The sequence below is a fragment of the Streptomyces sp. G7(2002) genome, from assembly GCF_028870195.1.
Classification (GTDB): Bacteria; Actinomycetota; Actinomycetes; order Streptomycetales; family Streptomycetaceae; genus Streptomyces; species Streptomyces nigrescens.
Genome location: NZ_CP102609.1, coordinates 7268146 through 7293124 on the forward strand (window position 1 = coordinate 7268146; position 24979 = coordinate 7293124).

A 24979-nucleotide genomic window follows, 5' to 3' on the forward strand; every position below is an offset into this window, starting at 1 on the left:
CAACGCCCGTTGTACTTTTTCTTCGGGCGGATACCTTGACCAGGGCGGCAGCGGCAGAGAGGGAAGTCACCCATGAGGCAGGGCATGGCGGAGAAGCGGGCGGCCATCGTGCGGGGCGCGCGCAAGGTCTTCGGGCGTGACGGCTATACGCGCACGAGTATCGATTCGATCGCCAAGGAGGCCGTGGTCTCCACCCGCACGATCTACAACCACTTCCCCGACGGCAAGGCCCAGCTCTTCCGGGCCGTGGTGGTCGAGGGCTCGGAAACGGTCGTCGAGGCGCGTCTCGACGCGATCGACCGACGGCTGCACAAGGTGACCGCGGCCGACCTGGAGCAGGACCTCGTCGAGTTCGTACGGGCCTGGGTCGCCCCGTTGCACCGGTTCTCCGATCACTTCGCGGTCGTCCGGCAGATGCGGGTCGAGAGTGCCCATGTGCCGGAGGAGTTCCTCACGGCCTGGCGGCGCAGCGGACCGCAGCGAGCGGCCGAGGCGGTGGCCGAGCGGTTCGAGCGGCTGGCCGCCGACGGGCTGCTCGCGGCGGACGATCCGGCGCGGGCGGCCCGCCATTTGCTGCTGCTCACGGTGGCCGAGATCGACGACCGGAGCTTCCACGGGGCGTTGCCGCTCTCGGAGGAGGCGGAGGGCACGATCATCGAGTCGGGCGTACGGGCCTTCCTGCAGGGATACGCGCCGCGGTGATGCGTCCTCGCGTCGAGCGCATCCTTCGGCGCGGCAGTACCTTCCGCGCCCGGGGTGTGATCGACGGCCCGGTAGTGAGCGCGGTCATCCCGGTCAGGGCATGACCAGGCCGCAACGATGTACTAGAGTTATCTCGACATCGAGATATCTGCCGAGAGGCGTACCGCTGCCGCGCAACTAAGGCATACCTAACTTAGGCCCACCTTAGCGGATGGGGCAAGGACGGTGACGGCAGCATTGCGGTGGTACGCGCGAATTCATGCATGAAGGAGACTGTCGTGTCGGCGAACAGCTTCGACGCCCGCAGCACGCTGCAGGTGGGCGACGAGTCGTACGAGATCTTCAAGCTGGACAAGGTCGAGGGGTCCGCCCGTCTTCCGTACAGCCTGAAGGTGCTGCTGGAGAACCTGCTCCGCACTGAGGACGGCGCGAACATCACCGCCGACCACATCCGGGCGCTCGGCGGCTGGGACTCGCAGGCCCAGCCCAGCCAGGAGATCCAGTTCACGCCGGCCCGCGTGATCATGCAGGACTTCACCGGCGTGCCCTGTGTGGTCGACCTCGCCACCATGCGTGAGGCCGTCAAGGAGCTCGGCGGCGACCCGGCGAAGATCAACCCGCTGGCGCCGGCCGAGCTGGTCATCGACCACTCCGTCATCGCCGACAAGTTCGGCACGAAGGACGCCTTCGGCCAGAACGTGGAGCTGGAGTACGGCCGCAACAAGGAGCGTTACCAGTTCCTGCGCTGGGGCCAGACCGCCTTCGACGAGTTCAAGGTCGTCCCGCCCGGCACCGGCATCGTGCACCAGGTCAACATCGAGCACCTGGCCCGTACGGTCATGGTCCGCAACGGCCAGGCCTACCCCGACACCCTCGTCGGCACCGACTCGCACACCACCATGGTCAACGGCCTCGGTGTGCTGGGCTGGGGCGTCGGCGGCATCGAGGCCGAGGCCGCGATGCTCGGCCAGCCGGTCTCCATGCTCATCCCGCGCGTCGTCGGCTTCAAGCTGACCGGTGAGCTCAAGCCCGGCACCACCGCCACCGACCTCGTGCTGACCATCACCGAGATGCTGCGCAAGCACGGCGTCGTCGGCAAGTTCGTCGAGTTCTACGGTGAGGGCGTCGCCGCCACCTCGCTGGCCAACCGCGCCACCATCGGCAACATGTCGCCGGAGTTCGGCTCCACCGCCGCGATCTTCCCGATCGACGACGAGACCATCAAGTACCTGAAGCTGACCGGCCGCAGCGAGCAGCAGCTCGCGCTCGTCGAGGCGTACGCCAAGGAGCAGGGCCTCTGGCTCGACCCGGCCGCCGAGCCCGACTTCTCCGAGAAGCTGGAGCTGGACCTGTCGACGGTCGTCCCGTCGATCGCCGGTCCCAAGCGCCCGCAGGACCGCATCGTCCTCGCCGAGGCCGCCACGCAGTTCGAGCGCGACGTCCTTAACTACGTCTCCGACGCCGACGAGGCAGGCCAGGAGTCCTTCCCGGCCTCCGACTCCCCGGCCGCCACCGACGGCGTGCCGACCCGCCCGACCACGGTCACCGCCCCCGACGGCTCGACCTACGAGATCGACCACGGTGCGGTGACGGTCGCGGCCATCACCTCCTGCACCAACACCTCGAACCCGTACGTCATGGTCGCCGCCGCGCTGGTCGCGAAGAAGGCCGTGGAGAAGGGCCTGACCCGCAAGCCGTGGGTCAAGACCACCCTCGCCCCGGGCTCGAAGGTCGTCACCGACTACTTCGACAAGGCCGGTCTGACCCCGTACCTCGACAAGGTCGGCTTCAACCTCGTCGGCTACGGCTGCACCACCTGCATCGGCAACTCCGGCCCGCTGCCGGAGGAGGTCTCCAAGGCCGTCAACGAGCACGACCTGGCCGTCACCTCGGTGCTCTCCGGCAACCGCAACTTCGAGGGCCGGATCAACCCCGACGTCAAGATGAACTACCTGGCGTCCCCGCCGCTGGTCGTCGCGTACGCCCTCGCGGGTTCCATGAAGGTGAACATCACCGAGGACGCCCTGGGCACCGACACCGAGGGCAACCCGGTCTACCTCAAGGACATCTGGCCCTCCGAGGCCGAGGTCAACGACGTCGTGGCCAACGCCATCGGCGAGGACATGTTCAACAAGTCCTACCAGGACGTCTTCGCGGGCGACGCCCAGTGGCAGGCGCTGTCGATCCCGACCGGCAACACCTTCGAGTGGGACCCGCAGTCCACCTACGTGCGCAAGCCCCCGTACTTCGAGGGCATGACGATGGAGACCACCCCGGTCTCCGACATCACCGGCGCCCGGGTGCTGGCCAAGCTGGGCGACTCGGTCACCACCGACCACATCTCCCCGGCCGGTGCGATCAAGGCCGACACCCCCGCCGGCCAGTACCTCACCGAGCACGGCGTCGAGCGTCGTGACTTCAACTCCTACGGCTCGCGCCGTGGTAACCACGAGGTCATGATCCGCGGCACCTTCGCCAACATCCGCCTGCGCAACCAGATCGCGCCGGGCACCGAGGGCGGCTACACCCGCGACTTCACCCAGGACGGCGGTCCGGTGTCGTTCATCTACGACGCCTCGCAGAACTACCAGGCCGCCGGCACCCCGCTGGTCATCCTGGCCGGCAAGGAGTACGGCTCCGGCTCGTCCCGTGACTGGGCGGCCAAGGGCACCGCGCTGCTCGGCGTCAAGGCCGTCATCGCCGAGTCCTACGAGCGCATCCACCGCTCGAACCTCATCGGCATGGGCGTCCTGCCGCTGCAGTTCCCGGAGGGCGCGTCCGCCGAGTCCCTCGGCCTGACCGGCGAGGAGAGCTTCTCCTTCTCCGGCGTGACCGAGCTGAACGACGGCACCACGCCGCGCACCGTCAAGGTGACCACGGACAGCGGTGTCGAGTTCGACGCGGTCGTCCGCATCGACACCCCCGGCGAGGCGGACTACTACCGCAACGGCGGCATCATGCAGTACGTGCTGCGCTCGCTGATCCGCAAGTAAGTCCCCCAGGGCACCAGGACGGGCCGCACTCCCTCGGTCGAGGGGGTGCGGCCCGTCCGTCGTCACGGGGCGACGGGGTCAGGGCGCCCCGAGCAGCTCGATCTCGGCGAGGGTGCCCGGGCCGTCGGGCACCAGCCGGTAGTGCAGGTAGCTGCCCGGGTCGCTGATGCCGAAGACGCGGGTCTGGTGATCCCAGGTGAAGGATTCCCCGTCGCGGTGGTCCAGCCGTGTCCACCGCTGCCCGTCCGGGGAGCCCTCCAGCGTCCAGCCGGCCGGTGCGGTGGCACCGTCCGCCGAGGTGAGGGTGTACGACGTCACCCGCGCGGGGCGGGCGAGGTCCACCGGGGCGCCGGTCAGTGCGGCCGAGCTGCCGGAGGTGTTGTCGAAGAGCGGGCCGGTCGCCGGATCGGTCACATCGGCCGGCGGTGTGGGCACCTTGTCGTCCTTGGTGAGGGACGTCGGGGCCGCGTGCTCTCCGGTGCCCCAGGCGGACGGCCGGTCGCCCATGGTGAAGTCCAGCGTGCCGCCGCGGGCGAGGAGCCGGTGCGGAAGTGCGGTGGAATTCCAGGGTTTGCCGTTCACCCGGAGGCCTTGGACATAGACATTGCGCGCGTTGTTGCGCGGGGCGTTGACGGTGAGATCGCGGCCGTTCTCCAGGTGGACCGTGGCCTTGGTGAAGAGGGGGGAGCCCACCGCGTATTCGCCCTGGCCCATCACCAGCGGATAGAAGCCGAGCGAGCTGAAGACGTACCACGCGGACATCTCACCGTTGTCCTCGTCGCCCGGGTATCCCTGGCCGATCTCGCTGCCGAGGTAGAGCCGGGACATCGCCTCGCGGACCTTCTCCTGGGCCTTCCAGGGCCGGCCGGCCGCGTCATAGACATAGGCGATGTGATGCGAGGGCTGATTGCTGTGCCCGTACATGCCCATCCGGGTGTCGCGGGCCTCGGTCATTTCATGGATCACCTCGCCGTAGGAACCGGCGAATTCCTTGGACGCGGTCTCCGGGGTGGAGAAGTACGCGTCCAGCTTCTTGGCCAGGGCGGCGCGGCCGCCGTAGAGGTTGGCCAGCCCCCGGGTGTCCTGCGGCGCGGTGAAGGCGAAGGTCCAGGCGTTGGTCTCGGTGTAGTCGTGGCCCCAGACCCGGGGGTCGAACGCGCCGGGCGGCAGCCGCCAGTTGCCCTGGGAGTCCTTGCCCTGGAAGAAGCCGACCTTGCGGTCGAAGAGCTTGACGTAATTCTGGGCGCGGCTCAGGAAATAGGCCGATTCTTCCTTGTAGCGGGGCTTTTTGGTCTTCTCGTACAGCGCCTTGCCCATACGGGCGATACCGAAGTCGTTGAGGTAGCCCTCCAGTGCCCAGGACATGCCCTCACGGGTATCGGTGCTCGTATAGCCGAGGAAGGGCGCGGTGGCCATGCCCTTGCGGCCGACCCCGGGCTGCGGCGGGGCGACGGTGGCGTTCTTGACGGCCGCGGCATAGGCCGCCTCGGCGTCGAATTCCACGCCCTTGGCGTAGGCGTCGGCGAACGCCACATCGGAACTCGTCCCGGTCATCAGGTCCGCATAGCCGGGCGAGGACCAGCGGGAGATCCAGCCGCCGTCCTTGTACTGCTGGACGAAGCCGTCGACCATTTTCCCCGCGCGTTTCGGGGTGAGGAGCGAATAGGCGGGCCAGGTGGTCCGGTAGGTGTCCCAGAAGCCGTTGTTGACGTACACCTCACCGTCGACGATCTTCGAGCCGGTGTGCGTCGGAGTGTCCTGGCCGACCTGCGGCGAGAACGGGCTGGCGTAGCGGCTGCGCGAACCGACCTGTTCGAAGCCGGAGTTGGGGTAGAGGTAGAGGCGGTAGAGGTTGGAGTAGAGGGTGGTGAGCTGATCGCGGCTCGCGCCTTCGACCTCGATCCGGCCCAGCAGGTCGTCCCACTGCGACTGCGCCCGCTCCTTGACGCCGGCGAAGGTCGCGCCGTCGGGGATCTCCCGGTCCAGATTCGCCTTCGCCTGGTCCACGCTGACGAGCGAGGTCGCGATCCGCATGGTCACCGTGCGGTCCGCCCCGGGCCGGAAGCGGAGATAGCCGGTGACGTCCTTCCCGCCCCCGCCGTCGAGCCTGCCGCCGCCGGTGACCGGGGCGTCGAAGACCCCGTAGACGAACAGCCGGGTGGCGCCGACGGACAGTCCGCTCTTGACGTCCGAGAAGCCGGTGACGACCCCGCGCCCGGTGTCCAGGCTGAGCCCGCCCTTGTTGTTGACGTTGTCGAAGATCAGGCTCGCCCGGTCGCCGGGGAAGGTGAAGCGCATCAGCGCGGCATGATCGGTGGGGGTGATCTCCGTCTTGAGGCTGTTGTCGAAGGTCACGCCGTAGTAGTGCGGCTTGGCGGTCTCGTTGGCGTGGTGGAACGGCAGCGCACGGCCGGTGCGCGAGGCGTCCGGGGTGCCGGCCGCGACGGACGGCATGACCTGGAAGGTCTGCCGGTCGCCCATCCACGGGCTGGGCTCATGGCTGGCGCTGAACGCCTGGAGGGTGGGGAGGTTGTCGGCGTTGTTCTTCCGCGCGTACTCGTAGAGCCAGTCAGCGGAGCCCGCGTTGGTGACCGGGGTCCAGAAGTTGAAGCCGTTGGGGACGGCGGTGGCGGGGAAGGTGTTGCCGCGCGAGAAACTGCCGCTGGAGAGCGTGCCGCGGGTGGTGACGGCGTAGTCGGAGAGACGGTCGAGCGGTTTGTCCGGTGCCTTGGGCGCGAGGGTGAGGTCATCGACCCAGCCGCGGAAGGCCGCTGCGGTCCGCGGTGCCTCCGGTGCGTCATAGCCGACCAGGATCCGGTCGACGGTCTTGCCCGCGGCGACCGCGCCGATCCGCGCTTCCCGGTTGTTCCACTGATTGACGTAGAGCGTCTTGGAGGCGGCCTGACCCCGGGGCGTCAGCGGCGCGCCGTGCTGGTCGACGGCGGACAGCTCGCTGAGGTACGTCCCGTCGGTGAAGGCCAGATCGACGGCGGCATGGGTCGCCGGGTACGCCGGATCGCTCTTCGCCATCTCGGGGAAGATCTTGTACGAGAGCGAAGTGGCCGCGGTGACCGGAACATTGACGTCGAAGATCTTGTTGTACGAGTAGCCGCGGCCGGGGGCGGTGTGGGTGCCGGCGTAGCGCAGCGCATGTCCTCCGGTGAAGCCGGCGTGGGCCTTGGCGGTGGGGGAGTCGCGGGGGCCGGTGTCGGTCCCGGTGTTCATCCCGGGTGCCGCCGGGGCGGTCTCCGGGGTGACGCCGGAGGTCCGGGGCTTTCCGTCGGCGCCGGTGTCGACGGTGTCGGTCCAGTCCGGCTGCGGTTCGCCGGATTCGAACGAGGAGCGGAACTCCGTTGCCCCCTGGGGCGGTTGGGGCGGCGCGGCCTGGGCCGGGCCGGGCACGGTGATGACGAGCAGAGCGGCCGCCGCGAGGGCGGCGGGGCGGGCGATCCCCCGCAGTGGACTGTGCCGGTGTCTGAGCCGCACGCGAGCCCTCTCAACGAGATTGACATCGTTGTCAGTTGTCTGACGCCAGATAAACAGAGATAAGTAAGGTGCGTGGGGACTTTGGTGTCAAGGGTGGCGCTGAGATCGGTGCGCCGGTCGTGCCGCCGGGCGGTCCGGCGGATGGCGGCCGGGCGAATCCGCGCATACCGGGGAGGTCTCAACTAGGGAAAGACTGCCGTCCAACCCTGCATTCGATCTTGCCCCTGCGGCCGGAAGTGGACTATACCTGTCGCGTCCGACCGGCCGTACGACCCAGGCCGCGGATCCGGGGGGAAGGCGGGAACGCATGACTGCCCCGCATTTCCCTAGCGAGCCCGGTGCACATCCCGTACAACTCAGCTTCATCTGACCCGCGGTGCCGGGGTGGCTCCGGTACACCGCCTGAGTCCTGAAGAAGGCGAGGACTTGAGCATGGGATCCACCTCTGCATTCAACCGTCGCGATCTGGTCAAGCGGGCCGCGGCCCTGGGGATCGTCGCCGTACCGGCCATGGGAATGCTGTCGGCGTGTGCGAGCGGCGGCGGCAGCGACAGCGACAACAAGGTCGAAAAGGGAAAGAAGTCGGCCAAGAATCCGCTCGCGGTCAATGAGTCGGCCGGCCTCGATGTCGTCATCTTCGACGGCGGATTCGGCGACAAGTACGCCAAGGACGCCCAGAGCGAGTACCTCAAGGCCTTCCCGAAGGCCGACGGCAAGGTGAAGCTCTCGTCGACCCAGAAGATCCAGTCGACACTGCAGCCGCGCTTCAACGGCGGAAACCCCCCGGACCTCGTCGACAACTCCGGTGCGGAACAGATGGACTTCGGGACGCTGGTGGGCAAGGACCAGCTGACCGACCTCTCGGCGCTCCTCGACGCCCCCTCGGTCGACGACCCGAACAAGAAGGTGCGGGACACCCTGCGCCCCGGCGTCGTCGAAATGGGACAGTTCGGCGGCAAGGAAACCTGGATTCTCTACTACGCGTACACGGTCTACGGCGTCTGGTACTCCAAGAGCAATCTGCAGAAGCTGGACGCGGAATATCCGGAGACCTGGGACGACATGCTGGCCCTGTGCGCGAAGGCCAAGAAGAAGGGCGTCGCGGGCTGGACGTACCCGGGCAAGTACCCGTACTACCTTCCCTTCAGCCTCTACCCGTTCATCGCCAAGATCGGTGGTGCGGAGGTCCTGCGGAAGATCGACAATCTGGAGCCGAACGCCTGGAAGGACCCGGCGGTCAAGGCGGCATTCGACGCCTATTACGAGCTCTACAAGAAGGGCTATGTCCTCAAGGGCTCGCCCGGGCTGGACCACCTCCAGTCGCAGAAGGCGTGGGCCGACGGGAAGGCGCTGTTCATCCCCAACGGTTCCTGGGTGGAGAACGAGTCGGCCAAGCAGATCGCGAAGAATCCGAACTTCGATCTCGCGGTCGGCGCCCCGTCCAGCCTGTCGGACTCCGACAAGATGCCCTACGGCACGATCTGGGCCTCGGGCGGCGAGCCGTACATCGTGCCCAGGAAGGCCCGCAACGCCGAGGGCGGCATGGAGCTGCTGCGCATCATGCTCAGCAAGAAGTCCTCGCAGAACTTCATCCGGCAGGTCTCCTCCCTCACCTCGCTCAACGGCGGCACCGAGGGGCTGAAGCTCCCGCCGGGTCTGGCATCGGCGCAGGTGGCGCTGGAAAAGGCCGGCCAGAACATTGTCAACCCACGGTTGCAGGACTGGTATGTGGCGCTCCAGAAGGAGCGGATCGGGGTCGGTGCGCTGGGCGAGATGATGGCCGGCCGGCTGACTCCCGACGAGGCCATCAAGAAGATCCAGAAGTACGCGGACGACACCCGCGACGACTCCAGCGTGAAGAAGTACAAGCGCTGACCGAGAAATGCGTGGGATGACCTCCCGGCGCCGGCCGGGGGCGCGTCACCGGCGACGGCACACGCGGGGAGAGAACGGGATCGGTAGTCATGAAACACGGTAAGTACCGTTTCATCGCGGGTTTCTTGGTCCTCCCGCTGGCGATTTACGCGATCTTCGTGATCTCGCCCTTCGTGCAGGCGATTTACTACTCCTTCACGGACTGGACCGGGCTGAGTCCGGACATGAAGATGGTCGGCCTCGACAACTATGCGCGCCTCTTCCAGGACGATGTCTTCTGGTCCGCCGTGGGCAACAGTGTGACGTTGTTGCTGCTCCTGCCGGTGGTGACGCTCTCGCTCGGGCTCTTCTTCGCCTTCATGCTCAACGTCGGTGGCCGTCGCCGGAAGAAGGCGGTCATCGGCGGGGTGCGCGGTTCGGGCACCTATAAAATCCTCTACTTCTTCCCGCAGGTGCTGTCGGTCCCGATCGTCGCGCTGCTGTTCCAGTTCGCCTACAACCCGGAGAGCGGCGCGCTCAACGCCTTCTTCGACGCGATCGGGCTCGACAATGTGCAGCCGGACTGGCTGGGGGATCCGCAGATCGCCCTGTGGTGTGTGATGGCCGCGATGGTGTGGGCCAATGTCGGCTTCTATGTGGTGCTCTTCTCGGCCGGTATGAGCTCCATTCCGAAGGACTTCTACGAGGCCGCGCTGCTGGACGGCGCGAACCGCTTCAACACGTTCTTCCGGATCACCCTGCCGCTGCTGTGGGACACCGTCCAGACCGGCTGGATCTATATGGGCATTCTCGCCCTGGACGTGTCGGCCTTCGCCTTCGTGCAGATCATGAGCGTCGGTCCGGGCGGCCCCGACTATTCGACCGAGGTCCTTCCGCTGTACGTGTACCAGAAGACCTTCCGCGACGGTCAGGCCGGATATGCGACCGCCATCGGCGTTTCCCTGCTGATCGTGACCCTCATCTTCTCGGCCGTCGTCATGCGGCTGGGACGGCGCGAGCGACTGGAGTTCTGATGAGTGCGCAGACAGACCCCGCGGACCTCCCGGGGGTGACGAAGGAGCACCCACCGCCTCCGGGTGCGTCGCGGCTGCCCGGCCCGCGCGGCGGACAGGGACGGAAGGACGGCGCCGGCTCCGGCGGCGGAAGCGGCGAGGGCAGGGTCCTCAATGTCTTCTCGCACGGAGTCCTGGTGATCTGGGGCCTGTTGGTCACCATGCCGCTGCTGTGGGCGGTGGTGAGCTCCTTCAAGGACGACACCGAGATCTTCGGCTCGCCCTGGGGACTGCCGTCGGTCCTGCACTTCGACAACTGGGCCCGCGCCTGGGACAAGGCGCACATGGGCCAGTACTTCCTCAACTCGCTGATCGTCGTGGGCGGTTCACTGATCGGCACGATGCTGCTGGGCGCGATGGCGGCGTATGTGCTGGCCCGCTTCGACTTCCCGGGCAACCGCTTTCTGTATTTCCTGTTCGTGGGCGGCATGGGCTTCCCGGTCATCCTGGCGCTGGTCCCGCTGTTCTTCGTCATGAAGAACATGGCGCTGCTGGACACCTACCACGGGCTGATCCTGGTCTACATCGCCTACTCGCTGCCGTTCACGGTCTTCTTCCTCAGCGGGTTCTTCAAGACGCTGCCGACCTCGGTCGCCGAGGCGGCGCTCATCGACGGTGCCTCGCACACCCGCACCTTCTTCCAGGTGATGCTGCCGATGGCCAAGCCCGGCCTGATCAGCGTCGGGATCTTCGACTTCCTCGGGCAGTGGAACCAGTACCTGCTGCCGACGGTGCTCAACGTCGGTGACCCGGACCGGAAGATGCTGACCCAGGGGCTGGTGGCCCTGGCGGTGAGTCAGGGCTACAAGGGGGACTGGTCCGGTCTGTTCGCCGGGCTGACGATCGCGATGCTGCCGGTGCTCGCCGCGTACATCATCTTCCAGCGGCAGGTGGTGGCCGGTCTGACCGCCGGCGCGCTGAAGTAGGGGAGCCGAAGTAGGGGAGTGGGCCACGAGCTCGCCCGGCGGCCGGCGGCCGGCGGTCCGGCGAAAGATTTGAGCCACCTTGGCGTGCCGCCCGGCAGGCCTCCGGGGCGGCTCCGCTGCGGCGGGGCCGCCTCCCCGGGTGCCCGGATCAGGCGCTATCCGATCATGCCGGGCTCAACGCCTTGACGAGACTTCCCGGCTGGCGTTCTGCTTAGGGTTCACATGTTGAATCGATGGCCGCCCCCCGAGGACGTGGGTGCGGTCGGCGGGCGGTCGTCGTGCCTCCCCAGCTTCCGCTGGGAGGTACCCCCGGCCCCAGACGGGAGTGGATGAGTCGATGGAGACTCCAGGGTCGCAGTCCTCGCTGCACCGGGCCAATCTGGAGCGGGTCGTGCGCGCGGTGCGTATGGCGGGCTCACTCACGCAGGCGGAGATCGCCCGGAGCACGGGGCTGTCCGCGGCCACCGTTTCCAACATCGTTCGCGAGTTGAAGGACGGCGGAACCGTTGAGGTGACGCCGACATCGGCGGGCGGTCGGCGGGCGCGCAGTGTCTCGCTCTCCGGCGACGCGGGCATCGTCGTAGGGGTCGATTTCGGGCACTCCCACTTGCGCGTGGCGGTCGGCAACCTCGCCCACCAGGTGCTCGCCGAGGAAGCCGAGCCGATCGATGTGGACGCCTCCGCCGCCGAGGGCTTCGACCGGGCGGAACAGCTGGTCAACCGGCTGATCGCGGCCACCGGGATCGACCCGGGCAAGGTCGTCGGCGTCGGCCTGGGCGTGCCGGGGCCCATCGACGTCGAATCCGGGACGCTCGGCTCCACGGCGATCCTGCCGGGCTGGACGGGGACGAACCCCGGTCAGGAGCTGTCGGGGCGCCTCGGAGTGCCCGTGCACGTCGACAACGACGCCAACCTCGGCGCGCTGGGCGAGCTGGTGTGGGGCGGTGGCCGCGGGGCCTCCGACCTGGCGTACATCAAGGTCGCCAGCGGTGTCGGCGCCGGGCTGGTGATCAGCGGGCAGATCTACCGCGGGCCGGGCGGCACGGCGGGCGAGATCGGGCACATCACGCTGGACGAGGCCGGTCCGGTGTGCCGCTGCGGCAACCGCGGCTGTCTGGAGACCTTCACCGCGGCCCGGTACGTCCTCCCGCTGCTGCAGCCGAGCCACGGGCCCGATCTGACCATGTCGCGGGTGGTCCAGCTGGCCCGCGAGGGTGACCCGGGCTGCCGCCGGGTCATTGCGGACGTGGGGCGCCATATCGGCAGTGGCGTGGCAAATCTGTGCAATCTGCTCAATCCCAGCCGAGTGGTGCTCGGCGGGGATCTCGCCGAGGCCGGTGAGCTGGTGCTCGCACCGATCCGTGAGTCGGTCTCGCGCTACGCGATCCCCAGCGCGGCACGGCAGTTGGGGATCGTCCCGGGCACGCTCGGGGGCCGTGCGGAGGTGCTCGGCGCCCTGGCGCTGGTGCTGAGCGAGATGGGCGATTCGACCCTGCTCGACGGTGCGCAGACCGCGGACGCGCCGGCCCCGGCATAAGAGCGCCGAGTTCACACAGCTAACGCATGGCACCGTTGTCATCTCGTTAAGGATTTACTCCTTGACGGTCGGCTGGCGGCCGAGTTGACTTCCAGCCACCTCGGCCGCAAGGACGCGGCCTCGTCAGGGAGGCACCCCCATGAACGTTTGGACGCGTCGCGTCGTCATAGGCACAGCCGCTGTCTCGATGGCGCTCTCCGTGGCCGCCTGCGGCAAGGCCGGCGACGGCGCCAAGGGTGGCGGCGGCGACAACAAGACGATCGGCCTGCTGCTGCCGGAGAACAAGACCACGCGTTACGAGACCTTCGACCGCCCGCTCATGGAGGCGAAGATCAAGGCGCTGTGCAGCGACTGCAAGGTGAAGTACAACAACGCGGCGCAGGAGACCGAGACCCAGAAGAAGCAGTTCGACGCGCTGATCACCCAGGGCGTGAAGGTGATCATTCTGGACGCGGTCGACTACAAGGCCACCAAGTCCTGGGTGAACCAGGCCGCCAAGAAGGGCGTGAAGGTCGTCGCGTACGACCGGCTGGCCGAGGGCAACATCTCCGCCTACGTGTCCTACGACAACGAGAAGATCGGCCGCCTGCAGGGTGAGGCGCTGGTCAAGGCGCTCGGCGACAAGGCCAAGGACAGCAATGTCGTCATGATCAACGGTTCGCCGACCGACCCGAACATGCCGTTCTTCAAGAAGGGCGCCCACAGCGTCCTCGACAAGCAGGTCAAGAAGATCGCGTACGAGCAGGACATCCCGGACTGGTCGCCGGACGAGGCCAACAAGAAGATGAGCGCCGCCCTCGACTCGCTCGGCAAGGACGGCTTCCAGGGCGTCTACTCCGGCAACGACGGCATGGCCGGCGGCATCATCACCGCCCTCAAGCAGAAGGGCGTGGAGGTCCCGGTCGGCGGCCAGGACGCCGAGCTCGCGGGTCTGCAGCGGATCCTCAAGGGCGACCAGGCGTTCACCATCTACAAGCAGATCAAGCCGCAGGCCGACTCCACGGCCGAGATCGCGGTCAAGCTGCTCAAGGGCGAGAAGATCGGCTCCCTGACGGACTCCAAGGTCGACAGCCTCAGCGGCGAGGTCAAGGGCATTCCGGCCAAGCTGTACGACGCGCAGATCGTGACCAAGGACAACATCGCCTCCACGATCCTCAAGGACAAGGTCTACAAGGCGAGCCAGATCTGTGCCGGCGACGCCAAGAAGGCCTGCGAGTCGGCCGGCATCAAGTAAGGCCACGGGCCCTCCGGCCCCGGCTCCCCCCCCGACGCCGGACCCCCGGCGCTGGACCCCCGGCCCCGGCTCCACGCCCCGGCCCCGGTCCCCGGACCCCGGCCCCAGGACCCCGGTCAGGCGGGGCCGCGCGGCACCGCCCCGCGGCCCCGGCCCGGTCCGTACCCCTACCGGTCCCTACCGGTCCCTGCCCGCCCCGCGACACCCGTCCCGGGCGCGGACGCCGGACCGTCCCTCGCGAGCCCCCTGCTCCACGCACCACCATCCCCGCCGTTGTGACGGCGGCGAAGGAGATGATTCACGTGTCCGCTACGCCTGTGCTGGCGTTGCGCGGAATCTCCAAGCGGTTCGGCGCCGTCCAGGCACTCACGGACGTCACCCTGGAGATCCACCCCGGTGAGGTGGTCGCCCTCGTCGGCGACAACGGCGCCGGCAAGTCCACCCTCGTCAAGACGATCTCGGGCGTCCACCCGGTCGACGACGGCGCCATCGAATGGCAGGGCGAGACGGTCCGCATCAACAAGCCGCACGACGCCCAGGAACTCGGCGTCGCCACCGTCTACCAGGACCTCGCGCTCTGCGACAACCTCGACGTCGTCGCCAACCTCTTCCTCGGCAACGAGACCCGCACCGTCGGTGTCCTCGACGAGATCGCCATGGAGAAGCGGGCCAAGGAACTGCTGGACACCCTGTCCATCCGCATCCCCAGCGTCCGGATCCCCGTCGCGGCGCTCTCCGGCGGTCAGCGGCAGGTCGTCGCCATCGCCCGGGCGCTGATCGGCGACCCGAAGGTCGTCATCCTGGACGAGCCCACCGCCGCACTCGGTGTCGAGCAGACCGCGCAGGTCCTCGACCTCGTCGAGCGGCTGCGGGAGCGCGGCCTGGGCGTCATCCTCATCAGCCACAACATGGCCGATGTGCAGGCCGTCGCGGACCGGGTCGCGGTGCTGCGGCTGGGCCGCAACAACGGTGTCTTCGATGTCGAGGGCACCTCCCACGAAGAGATCATCGCTGCCATCACCGGCGCCTCGGACAACGCCGTGACCCGCCGCAAGGCGCGCACGGACCAGGTGAAGAAGGAGGCCGGGGCATGAGCGATCTCACCAAGGAGCCCGCGGCGACGACGGCCGCTCCGGCCCCCGCAGCGGACGCCGCCCCGCCGGCCGCCGTCGACCCCCGTCTGCTCGTCCGCGAACAGGGCTTCGCCGGCTATCTCAACGACTTCAAGCGCCGGGTGCGCGGGGGTGAGCTGGGCTCGCTGCCGGTCATCATCGGCCTGTTCGTCATCGCGGTCGTCTTCCAGATGAAGAACAGCAGCTTCCTGTCCGCGGACAGCCTCGCCAACATCGGCGTCTACACCTCCGGCCTCGGCATCATGGCCGTCGGCATCGTCTTCGTGCTGCTGCTCGGCGAGATCGATCTGTCGGTCGGCTCGGTGGCGGGTGTCGGCGCGGCCGTGTGGGCCGTCCTCAGCGTCACCAATGGCGTCAACGACTGGCTCGCGGTGCTGATCGCCATCGCGACCGGTGTGGTCATCGGCGCCCTGCACGGGTTCTTTTTCGCCAAGATCGGTGTGCCGGCCTTCGTCGTCACGCTGGCCGGTTTCCTCGGCTGGAGCGGTCTCCAGATCTGGATGATGGGCAAGGAAGGCTCCATCAACACGCCGAGCGGCAGTGTCGTGGAGAACCTCACCGGCTACTACTTCGAGGACAAGGCCGCCGCGTACGGTCTCGCACTGGTCGCGGTCCTCGCCTACGCCGGATCGCTGCTGCTGGACAGCAAGCGCCGCAAGGCCGCCGCGCTGCCGTCCCGGCCGCTCAGCGAGATCCTGCTGCGCACCGGCGTGGTCGCGGTGCTCGCCTTCGTCGTCGCCTATGTCCTGAACGAGCCGGCCGGCGCCCGCGGTCTGCCGCTGGCTCTGGTGCTGTTCCTCGCGGTCCTGGTCATCGCCGACTTCGTGGTGCGCCGTACCACCTACGGACGGCAGATCTTCGCGGTCGGCGGAAACGCCGAGGCGGCCCGCCGCGCCGGTATCAATGTGAACAAGATCCGGATCAGCGTCTTCGCCGTCTCCGGCATGCTCGCGGCCTTCGGCGGACTGTTCATCGCCAGCCTCTCCGGTGGCGCCACCAAGAACCTGGGCTCCGGCAACACCCTGATGAATGTCATCGCGGCGGCCGTCATCGGTGGTACCAGCCTCTTCGGCGGACGTGGCAAGATCTGGTCCGCGCTGCTGGGCATGCTGGTCATCCAGTCGATCCAGCAGGGCCTGAACCTGCTCGGCATGGCGAGTGAGATCCAGTACATGATCACCGGCGCGGTCCTGCTCGCCGCCGTGGTCATCGACTCGGTCTCCCGCCGGACGCAGAAAACGGCCGGACGCACCTGACCGCGGCGGTCGTCCGACGGCGTCGGCCCCCACCGGGCATCATCCGGTGGGGGCCCCTCCGCGTGCGGCGCCGTACGCCGTGCGGCGTGCCGGGCCCCATGTCACCCGAGTGACATACATCGCAAGGCCCGGGCGTCGCCGCGGCGGACGCAACATTAGACTCGTCTGATCGGCAAGCTCGATCCACGGCAGCAAGCAGCAAGGAGGCAGGGGTGGCGTTGCTTTCCCGTATCAGGGGACCGCGCGATCTGGACCGACTGGGCCCGGAGCAGCTCGAGCAGCTGGCGGGGGAGATCCGTACCTTCCTTGTCGATGCGGTGTCCAAGACCGGCGGACACCTCGGCCCGAACCTCGGCGTGGTCGAGCTGACCATCGCCCTGCACCGCGTCTTCGACTCCCCGAAGGACAAGGTCCTCTTCGACACCGGGCATCAGTCCTACGTCCACAAGCTGCTCACCGGTCGTCAGGACTTCTCCAAGCTCAAGGCGAAGGGCGGCCTGTCCGGCTACCCCTCCCGTGCCGAGTCCGAGCACGACATCATCGAGAACAGCCACGCCTCCACGGTGCTCGGCTGGGCCGAGGGCATCGCGAAGGCCAACGAGGTGCGCGGTTCGGACAACCGGGTCGCCGCCGTCATCGGTGACGGCGCGCTGACCGGCGGTATGGCCTGGGAGGCGCTCAACAACATCGCCGCCGCCAAGGACCGCCCGCTCGTCATCGTCGTCAACGACAACGAGCGCTCCTACGCCCCGACCATCGGCGGCCTCGCCAACCACCTGGCGACGCTGCGCACCACGGACGGCTACGAGCGTTTCCTGGCCCGCGGCAAGGACCTGCTGGAGCGCACGCCGGTCGTCGGCAAGCCGCTCTACGAGACGCTGCACGGCGCCAAGAAGGGCCTCAAGGACTTCATCGCCCCGCAGGGCATGTTCGAGGACCTGGGCCTGAAGTACGTCGGCCCGATCGACGGTCATGACATCGAGGCGCTGGAATCCGCCCTGACGCGCGCCAAGCGCTTCGGCGGCCCGGTCATCGTCCACTGCCTCACCGAGAAGGGCCGCGGCTACCAGCCCGCCCTCCAGGACGAGGCGGACCGCTTCCACGCTGTCGGCAAGATCCACCCCGACACCGGACTGCCCATCTCCTCGGGCGGCAAGGACTGGACGTCCGTCTTCGGTGACGAGATGGTCGAGCTCGGCAAGGAGCGCAAGGACATCGTCGCCATCACGGCGGCCATGCTCCAGCCCGTCGGACTGGACAAGTTCGCCAAGGCCTTCCCCGACCGCGTCTTCGACGTCGGCATCGCCGAGCAGCACGGGGCGGTCTCCGCGGCGGGCATGGCCACCGGCGGCCTGCACCCGGTCTTCGCCGTCTACGCCACCTTCCTCAACCGCGCCTTCGACCAGGTGCTGATGGATGTGGCGCTGCACAAGTGCGGTGTCACCTTCGTGCTGGACCGGGCCGGGGTCACCGGCACCGACGGCGCCTCGCACAACGGCATGTGGGACATGTCGATCCTGCAGGTCGTGCCCGGTCTGCGGATCGCCGCGCCGCGCGACGCCGACCAGGTCCGCGCCCAGCTGCGCGAGGCCGTCGACGTCGACGACGCGCCCACCGTGGTGCGCTACTCCAAGGGCGCCGTCGGCCCCGCGGTCGAGGCCGTCGGCCGGGTCGGCGGCATGGACGTGCTGCGCGAGCCCGCCGAGGGCGTCACCCGGCCCGACGTCCTCCTGGTGTCCGTCGGCGCGCTCGCCCCGATGTGCCTGGAGATCGCCGACCTCCTGGACAAGCAGGGCATTTCCACCACTGTCGTCGACCCCCGCTGGGTCAAGCCGGTCGACGCGGCGCTGCCGGGGCTGGCCGCCAAGCACCGGGTCGTGGTCACCGTCGAGGACAACGTCCGTTCCGGCGGAGTCGGTTCGGCCGTCGCCCAGGCACTGCGCGACGCCGGTGTCGATCTGCCGCTGCGTGACTTCGGCATCCCCGAGCAGTTCCTCGACCACGCCTCCCGCAAGGAGGTCATGGCGGAGATCGGGCTCACCGCGCCGGACATCGCCCGCCAGGTGACCGGCCTGGTCTCCAAGATCGACGGGCTGCCCCAGCCCCCGCTCCGTCCGGCCGACGGCGGTGCGGACGCCTCCGAGGCCGCCCGCGCCAAGGGTGCGGCAGAGCCGGCCGAGGCCGCCCGCGACTGATTCCGCAGACGGCACGATGGGCCGGCCGGTCATCCGTACGGATGTTCCGGCCGGCCCATCGGCATACGTACGGCCGCACCCCATCGGGTGAATCCCCGCCGTCCGGAGGCCCGCCGAAGCTGACTGTTTCCCGGCATTGCGGAGACTCGGTCAGTTCAGGAGAGTTGCGAGGGTCGTCCAGGCGGAGGTTCGCCCATGAGCACACAGCACGGCACACCACACGATTCACGCCGCAGTCGCGGCCTGTTCCGGACGAAGTCCGTGGAACAGTCGATCCTGGATACCGAGGAGCCGGAGCACACGCTCAAGAAGTCCCTGTCGGCGCTCGATCTGACCGTCTTCGGTGTCGGTGTCGTCATCGGCACCGGCATTTTCGTCCTCACCGGAAAAATCGCCAAGGAGCAGGCCGGACCCGCTGTCGCCCTGTCCTTCGTCGTCGCGGGTGTGGTCTGCGCGCTGGCGGCGCTGTGTTACGCGGAGTTCGCCTCCACCGTGCCGGTCGCCGGGTCGGCCTACACCTTCTCGTACGCCTCACTGGGCGAGCTGCCCGCCTGGATCATCGGCTGGGACCTGATCCTGGAACTCGCCCTGGGCTGTGCGGTGGTCGCGGTCGGCTGGTCCGGCTATGTGCGCTCCCTGCTGGACTCCGCCGGGCTGCATCTGCCCGCCGGCCTGTCCGGCACCCATGAGGGGCAGTTCGGCTTCGATCTGCTCGCCTTCCTCCTCGTACTGGCGCTGACCGGCATCCTGGTGCTCGGGGCGAAGCTGTCCTCGCGGGTGACGGCGGTGGTCGTCGGGGTCAAGGTCACCGTCGTCCTGCTGGTCATCGTCGCCGGTGCCTTCTTCATCAACGGCGCCAACTACACGCCGTTCATCCCGCCCAGCGAGCCCGTTGAAGCCGGTGGCGGACTGGGCGCGCCGCTGGCCCAGCTGATGTTCGGCTTCACCCCGGCCAACTTCGGCACCATGGGCATCTTCGCCGCTGCGGCCGTGGTCTTCTTCGCCTTCATCGGCTTCGACATCGTGGCCACCGCCGCCGAGGAGACCCGCAACCCGCAGCGCGATGTGCCGCGCGGCATCCTCGGCTCCCTGGCCATCTGCACCATCCTCTACGTGGCCGTGTCGATCGTCGTGACCGGTATGCAGAAGTACAGCAAGCTCTCCACCGACGCCCCGCTCGCCGATGCCTTCAAGGACCTCGGGCACCCCTTCTTCGCGGGCGTGATCAGCTTCGGCGCCGCCGTCGGCCTGACCTCCGTCAGCATGATCCTGCTGCTCGGCCAGAGCCGGGTGTTCTTCGCGATGAGCCGGGACGGGCTGCTGCCGCGGGTCTTCTCGAAGTCCCATCCGCGGTTCGGCACCCCCTACCGGTCGACCATCGCGCTGGGTGTCGTCGTCGCCGTCGTCGCCGGCTTCACCTCGATCGACGAACTCGCCGAACTGGTCAACATCGGCACCCTGTTCGCGTTCGTCGTGGTCGCGGTCGGCGTCATCCTGCTCCGCCGCTCCCGGCCCGATCTGCCCCGTTCCTTCCGCACCCCGCTGGTGCCGCTGGTGCCGGTGCTCTCGGTGGCGGCCTCGGTGTGGCTGATGCTCAATCTGCCCGCGGAGACCTGGGTCCGGTTCGCGTTCTGGATGGTGGCCGGATTCGTCATCTACTTCCTGTACGGGCGCTCGCACAGCCGCCTCGGCATCCGCACCCGGAAGGCCGCCAAGGACTGACGGCGCCGGAGGCCCGCCCGGCTCCTCCGCCCGGCCCCGTATGCCGCGCCCGTCGCGGTGTACGGGGCTTCGCTGTACCTACGCCTCGCCGCGCCCCCGGCCCCATACGGCCCGCGGCCCCGTCACCCGCGCGCCCAGCGCCTGGACCCGCTCCCGCAGCCCGCGGTCCGCGGTGACCACCAGACAGTCCCGCCCGCCGCACTCGTCCGCCACCAGCTGCACGATCCGGTCGTCGCCGCTGCCGTCCGCCGGCACCACCCGGACACCCTCGACGGACTCGACCCGCCGCGCGGCGCCCTCCACCACCAGGACCATCTCCACGGGCGGCGTCACCAGCCCCGGCAGCCCCTGGCTGACGTACGCGGGCAGCGCGTCGCGCAGCCGCTCCGCCGCGCCGTGCCGGTCCCGCCACCAGCCGTCGGGCACCGAGCCGACGACATTCGCGGCATCGACAATGACCAAGGAATCCATGCCGCCACCCTCCCACGCCGGGCCGCGGCCGTCCCCCGGCACACAAAGGCGCGGACCGGCTCCGCCGAGCCGGCCCGCGCCTTTCGCTGTCAGCTGTGCACCCTTACGCGGGCACGCTCGCGACTCCCGGGGCCAGGAACTTCTTGCCGGTCACCCGCTCGGAGACCCCCGCACGGTCCAGGTACGGCGTGATGCCGCCCAGGTGGAAGGGCCAGCCGGCGCCGGTGATCAGGCACAGGTCGATGTCCTGCGCCTCGGCGACCACGCCCTCGTCCAGCATCAGGCCGATCTCCTGCGCCACCGCGTCCAGGACACGGTCGCGGACCTGGTCCTCCGTCAGCACCGAGTCGCCCTGCTTGAGGAGCGCGGCGACCTCGGGGTCCAGCTCCGGCTTGCCGGAGTCGTAGACGTAGAAGCCGCGCTTGCCGGCCTCGACGACGGCCTTGAGGTTCGGGGAGACCGTGAAGCGGTCCGGGAAGGAGCGGTTCAGGGTCTCCGACACGTGCAGACCGATCGCCGGGCCGACCAGCTCCAGCAGCACCAGCGGCGACATCGGCAGACCGAGCGGCTCGATGGCCTTCTCGGCGACGTCGACCGGGGTGCCCTCGTCGATGACGTTCTGGATCTCGCCCATGAAGCGGGTCAGGATGCGGTTGACGACGAACGCCGGGGCGTCCTTCACCAGCACCGCGGTCTTCTTCAGCTTCTTGGCGACACCGAACGCCGTGGCCAGCGAGGCGTCGTCGGTCTTCTCGCCGCGGACGATCTCCAGCAGGGGCAGGATCGCGACCGGGTTGAAGAAGTGGAAGCCGACGACCCGCTCGGGGTGCTTCAGCTTCGAGGCCATCTCGGTGACCGACAGCGAGGAGGTGTTGGTGGCGAGGATCGCGTGCGCCGGGGCGACGGCCTCCACCTCCGCGAACACCGTCTGCTTGACGCCGATCTCCTCGAAGACCGCCTCGATGATGAAGTCGGCGTCGGAGAAGCCCTCGGCCTTGTCGAGGACACCGGAGACCAGGGCCTTGAGGCGGTTGGCCTTGTCCTGGTTGATCCGGCCCTTGCCGAGCAGCTTGTCGATCTCGGCGTGGACATAGCCCACACCCTTGTCGACGCGCTCCTGGTCGATGTCGGTCAGCACGACCGGCACCTCCAGGCGGCGCAGGAACAGCAGGGCCAGCTGCGAGGCCATCAGACCGGCGCCGACGACACCGACCTTGCTGACCGGACGCGCCAGGTTCTTGTCCGGCGCGCCGGCGGGGCGCTTGGCCCGCTTCTGCACCAGGTTGAACGAGTAGATGCCGGCGCGGAGTTCGCCGCCCATGATCAGGTCCGCCAGGGCCTGGTCCTCGGCGTCGAAACCGGCCTGCAGGTCGCCGTCCTTGGCGGCGGCGATGATGTCGAGGGCGCGGTAGGCGGCCGGGGCGGCGCCGTGCACCTTGCCGTCGGCGATGAACCGGCCCTTGGCGACGGCCTGGTCCCAGGCCTCACCGCGGTCGACCTCGGCGCGCTCGACGGCCACATCGCCCTTGAGGACGCCCGCGGTCCAGATCAGCGACTGCTCCAGGAAGTCAGCACCCTCGAAGATCGCGTCCGCGATGCCGAGGTCGAAGACCTGCTGGCCCTTGAGCTGCTTGTTCTGGTTGAGCGAGTTCTCGATGATGACCGAGACGGCCTTGTCCGCGCCGATGAGGTTCGGCAGCAGTGCGCAGCCGCCCCAGCCCGGGACGAGACCGAGGAAGACCTCGGGCAGCGAGAAGGCCGGCAGGGCCTTGGAGACCGTGCGGTAGGAGCAGTGCAGACCGACCTCGACGCCACCGCCCATGGCGGCACCGTTGTAGTAGGCGAAGGTCGGCACGGCGAGCTTCGCGAGCCGCTTGAAGACCTCGTGGCCGCCCTTGCCGATGGCCAGCGCGTCCTCGTGCTTCTTCAGCAGCTCGACGCCCTTGAGGTCGGCGCCGACGGCGAAGATGAACGGCTTGCCGGTGAGGCCGACGCCGACGATGTCGCCGTCCGCGGCCTCCTTCTCGACCTGGTCGATCGCGGCGTTGAGGTTCGCCAGCGAGCCCGGACCGAAGGTGGTCGGCTTGGTGTGGTCGAAGCCGTTGTCGAGCGTGATCAGCGCGAACCGGCCCGCGCCGTACGGCAGATCGAGGTGGCGGACGTGTGCCGACGTGACGACCTCGTCGGGGAACAGCTCGGCCGCGCCCTTCAGGAGTTCGGCGGTGGTGGGGGTGCTCACTTGCTGCCTCCGTCGAAGTTCGGGTTCTCCCAGATGACCGTCGCGCCCATGCCGAAGCCGACGCACATGGTGGTCAGGCCGTAGCGGACCTGCGGCTGCTCCTCGAACTGCCGGGCCAGCTGGGTCATCAGCCGCACGCCGGAGGAGGCCAGGGGGTGGCCGAAGGCGATGGCGCCGCCGTACTGGTTGACGCGCGCGTCGTCGTCGGCGATGCCGTAGTGGTCCAGGAAGGCGAGCACCTGCACGGCGAACGCCTCGTTGACCTCGAAGAGGTCGATGTCCTCGATGCCCAGGCCCGCCTTGGCGAGCGCCTTCTCGGTGGCCGGGATCGGGCCGTAGCCCATGACCTCGGGCTCGACGCCGGCGAAGGCGTAGGAGACCAGGCGCATCTTGACCGGGAGGTCGTGCTCCCGGGCGAAGTCCTCGGAGGCGATGATCGAGGCGGTGGCGCCGTCGTTGAGACCGGCGGCGTTACCGGCGGTGACGCGGCCGTGCGTACGGAACGGCGTCTTGAGGCCGGCGAGGTTCTCCAGGGTCGTCCCCGGACGCATCGGCTCGTCGGCGGTGACCAGGCCCCAGCCCGTCTCGCCGACCTCCGCGTTGGTGTTGCGCACCGAGATCGGTACCAGATCCTGCTGGATCTTCCCGTTCGCGTACGCCTTCGCCGCCTTCTCCTGCGAGCGCACGGCGTACTCGTCGGCGCGCTGCTTGGTGATCTGCGGGTAGCGGTCGTGGAGGTTCTCCGCCGTCATGCCCATGAACAGGGCCGACTGGTCGACGAGCTTCTCGCTCACGAACCGCGGGTTCGGGTCGACGCCCTCACCCATGGGGTGGCGGCCCATGTGCTCGACACCGCCGGCGATGACGGCGTCGTACGCGCCGAAGGCGATGGAGCCGGCGGTCGCTGTGACGGCGGTCAGCGCACCGGCGCACATGCGGTCGATGGAGTAGCCGGGGACGGACTGCGGGAGGCCCGCGAGGATGCCGGCCGTGCGGCCGATGGTCAGACCCTGGTCACCGATCTGGGTGGTCGCGGCGATGGCGACCTCGTCGATCTTCGCGGGGTCCAGGGCCGGGTTGCGGCGCAGCAGCTCCCGGATGGCCTTCACGACGAGATCGTCGGCGCGGGTCTCGTGGTAGATGCCCTTCGGGCCCGCCTTGCCGAACGGGGTGCGGACGCCGTCGACGAAGACGACGTCCCTAGCGGTACGAGGCACGTTGGCTCTCCTCCAGGTGCGGGATGGCACTGCTGCTGCGGGGCGCCCCGCGGGGCGCTTCCCACCGACATGCTACTTACGGGTAACCAAGCTGCACACCCCCACCGCCCGGAGCGTTGAAGGTCACACCCGGCGAAGGCCCCGGCTGCCGGGCAACCACGCCGCAACCGGCGGAAACCGGTGATCGAAAAGGGCTGAATGCCGTCGGGTCTTGGAGCAATTCATCCCATCACACACCTAAAGTGCCCATATGGATACGAACAGGAGTGGTGTCGTGGTCCGGCGCGGGCGTCCGGCGGGGCCGCGCACGATCGGACTGGTCTGTGCCGTCGCCGCCGCGGGCGCGCTGCTGTCGGGCTGCGGAAACAGCGGCAACGACACGGGAAGCCCCCAGAAGAGGGCGGCCCCCGCCACCGCCTCCCCGACCGGCTCGCTCAGCGCGGACCAGGCCCAGCGCAAGGCCCTGGTCCCCAAGGCCAAGGTGGACTACGGGCAGGCGCTGAAGGCCGCGATCGCGGCCGTTCCGTCCTCGGAGGCGATCGCCGCGGAGCTCAAGGGGACGCCCGCCAGCCCCTATTGGGACACCGCGGTGGCGACGACCGACGGGGCGGCCTACGCCGTGCGGGTCGACGCGGTCTCCGGCAAGGCGGAGCAGCCGCGCCCCCAGTCGGACGACCCCGAGGACAAGCAGGAGCTGGCCGCCCGGCTGACCAAGGCCACCGTCACGGCCCAGCAGGCCGCGCAGACGGCCACCGAGAAGACGAAGGGCACCGTCACCACCATCGAGCTCGGCGACGCCGACCACGGCAACAACAACGACAGCGTGGCCTGGACGGTGGGCGTGGTGACCACCGACGACTGGTACGAGACGACCTACGAGATCGACGCGGTCAACCGCAAGGTCCTGTGGATGAACATCGATCAGGACTGAGTGACCGTTC

At 68.7% G+C, this 24979-nt stretch carries 16 protein-coding genes; 12 read left to right on the plus strand and 4 right to left on the minus strand.

What is annotated here, in order from left to right:
- Positions 1-72: 72 nt before the first annotated feature.
- Together NUT86_RS31000 and acnA are read left to right on the plus strand one after the other, a co-directional pair.
- A complete protein-coding gene (locus NUT86_RS31000) occupies positions 73-702 on the plus strand; it encodes a TetR/AcrR family transcriptional regulator (RefSeq protein ID WP_274738568.1) in 630 nt (209 codons plus the stop codon).
- Between the two features lie 278 nt (positions 703-980).
- On the plus strand, positions 981-3695 hold the full coding sequence (gene acnA / locus NUT86_RS31005) for an aconitate hydratase AcnA (protein WP_018088863.1): 2715 nt from the start codon (positions 981-983) through the stop codon (positions 3693-3695).
- Positions 3696-3773: 78 nt separating this feature from the next.
- On the opposite strand, the gene NUT86_RS31010 is transcribed toward acnA, so the two are convergent.
- Complete coding sequence (locus NUT86_RS31010; protein ID WP_274738571.1) at positions 3774-7181, minus strand: GH92 family glycosyl hydrolase; 3408 nt, start codon at positions 7179-7181, stop codon at positions 3774-3776.
- A gap of 432 nt (positions 7182-7613) precedes the next feature.
- Between NUT86_RS31010 and ngcE the strand changes: the two genes are divergently transcribed.
- From ngcE to NUT86_RS31055, 9 genes are all read left to right on the plus strand, one after another.
- Positions 7614-9056, plus strand: a complete 1443-nt coding sequence (ngcE, locus tag NUT86_RS31015) for an N-acetylglucosamine/diacetylchitobiose ABC transporter substrate-binding protein (protein ID WP_148589789.1) — start codon at positions 7614-7616, stop codon at positions 9054-9056.
- An 89-nt stretch (positions 9057-9145) separates the two neighbouring features.
- Positions 9146-10069, plus strand: a complete 924-nt coding sequence (locus NUT86_RS31020) for a carbohydrate ABC transporter permease (protein ID WP_148589790.1) — start codon at positions 9146-9148, stop codon at positions 10067-10069.
- Positions 10069-11034 (plus strand): carbohydrate ABC transporter permease, encoded by a 966-nt coding sequence (locus tag NUT86_RS31025; protein ID WP_274738573.1) that lies wholly within the window; start codon positions 10069-10071, stop codon positions 11032-11034. Before NUT86_RS31020 ends, NUT86_RS31025 begins: the two co-directional genes overlap by 1 nt.
- Positions 11035-11371: 337 nt before the next feature.
- Positions 11372-12571 (plus strand): ROK family transcriptional regulator, encoded by a 1200-nt coding sequence (locus NUT86_RS31030; RefSeq protein ID WP_018088868.1) that lies wholly within the window; start codon positions 11372-11374, stop codon positions 12569-12571.
- Positions 12572-12710: 139 nt separating this feature from the next.
- Entirely contained in the window at positions 12711-13805 is a 1095-nt protein-coding gene (locus NUT86_RS31035) for a substrate-binding domain-containing protein (RefSeq protein WP_229838408.1), read from the plus strand.
- 293 nt (positions 13806-14098) lie between these two features.
- Entirely contained in the window at positions 14099-14899 is an 801-nt protein-coding gene (locus NUT86_RS31040; RefSeq protein ID WP_078518561.1) for an ATP-binding cassette domain-containing protein, read from the plus strand.
- The gene (locus tag NUT86_RS31045) at positions 14896-16194 is read left to right on the plus strand and encodes a sugar ABC transporter permease (protein ID WP_159485638.1); all 1299 of its coding nucleotides are present in this window, start codon (positions 14896-14898) and stop codon (positions 16192-16194) included. Before NUT86_RS31040 ends, NUT86_RS31045 begins: the two co-directional genes overlap by 4 nt.
- Before the next feature lie 212 nt (positions 16195-16406).
- Positions 16407-18389 (plus strand): 1-deoxy-D-xylulose-5-phosphate synthase, encoded by a 1983-nt coding sequence (gene dxs, locus NUT86_RS31050; RefSeq protein ID WP_018088872.1) that lies wholly within the window; start codon positions 16407-16409, stop codon positions 18387-18389.
- A 195-nt stretch (positions 18390-18584) separates the two neighbouring features.
- A complete protein-coding gene (locus NUT86_RS31055; protein WP_159485634.1) occupies positions 18585-20111 on the plus strand; it encodes an amino acid permease in 1527 nt (508 codons plus the stop codon).
- A gap of 78 nt (positions 20112-20189) precedes the next feature.
- Here the strand turns inward: NUT86_RS31055 and NUT86_RS31060 are convergent, their stop codons facing one another.
- From NUT86_RS31060 to NUT86_RS31070, 3 genes are all read right to left on the minus strand, one after another.
- On the minus strand, positions 20190-20582 hold the full coding sequence (locus NUT86_RS31060) for an NTP pyrophosphohydrolase (protein ID WP_159485632.1): 393 nt from the start codon (positions 20580-20582) through the stop codon (positions 20190-20192).
- A 103-nt stretch (positions 20583-20685) separates the two neighbouring features.
- Complete coding sequence (locus tag NUT86_RS31065; protein WP_018088875.1) at positions 20686-22821, minus strand: 3-hydroxyacyl-CoA dehydrogenase NAD-binding domain-containing protein; 2136 nt, start codon at positions 22819-22821, stop codon at positions 20686-20688.
- Positions 22818-24038: a thiolase family protein gene (locus NUT86_RS31070; protein ID WP_018088876.1), complete on the minus strand. Its 1221-nt coding sequence runs from the start codon at positions 24036-24038 to the stop codon at positions 22818-22820. Before NUT86_RS31070 ends, NUT86_RS31065 begins: the two co-directional genes overlap by 4 nt.
- Before the next feature lie 250 nt (positions 24039-24288).
- On the opposite strand from NUT86_RS31070, the gene NUT86_RS31075 reads away from it, so the two are divergent.
- Positions 24289-24969, plus strand: a complete 681-nt coding sequence (locus NUT86_RS31075; protein WP_266442694.1) for a PepSY domain-containing protein — start codon at positions 24289-24291, stop codon at positions 24967-24969.
- Positions 24970-24979 lie beyond the last annotated feature (10 nt).

Bases quoted from the DNA above. Each gene is read 5' to 3' on its own strand.
- NUT86_RS31060 (WP_159485632.1), bottom strand. From the start codon at position 20,582: ATGGATTCCTTGGTCATTGTCGATGCCGCGAATGTCGTCGGCTCGGTG.
- NUT86_RS31020 (WP_148589790.1), top strand. From the start codon at position 9,146: ATGAAACACGGTAAGTACCGTTTCATCGCGGGTTTCTTGGTCCTCCCG.
- NUT86_RS31035 (WP_229838408.1), top strand. From the start codon at position 12,711: ATGAACGTTTGGACGCGTCGCGTCGTCATAGGCACAGCCGCTGTCTCG.
- NUT86_RS31055 (WP_159485634.1), top strand. From the start codon at position 18,585: ATGAGCACACAGCACGGCACACCACACGATTCACGCCGCAGTCGCGGC.
- NUT86_RS31045 (WP_159485638.1), top strand. From the start codon at position 14,896: ATGAGCGATCTCACCAAGGAGCCCGCGGCGACGACGGCCGCTCCGGCC.
- NUT86_RS31030 (WP_018088868.1), top strand. From the start codon at position 11,372: ATGGAGACTCCAGGGTCGCAGTCCTCGCTGCACCGGGCCAATCTGGAG.
- NUT86_RS31000 (WP_274738568.1), top strand. From the start codon at position 73: ATGAGGCAGGGCATGGCGGAGAAGCGGGCGGCCATCGTGCGGGGCGCG.
- NUT86_RS31025 (WP_274738573.1), top strand. From the start codon at position 10,069: ATGAGTGCGCAGACAGACCCCGCGGACCTCCCGGGGGTGACGAAGGAG.
- NUT86_RS31040 (WP_078518561.1), top strand. From the start codon at position 14,099: ATGATTCACGTGTCCGCTACGCCTGTGCTGGCGTTGCGCGGAATCTCC.
- ngcE (WP_148589789.1), top strand. From the start codon at position 7,614: ATGGGATCCACCTCTGCATTCAACCGTCGCGATCTGGTCAAGCGGGCC.
- NUT86_RS31075 (WP_266442694.1), top strand. From the start codon at position 24,289: ATGGATACGAACAGGAGTGGTGTCGTGGTCCGGCGCGGGCGTCCGGCG.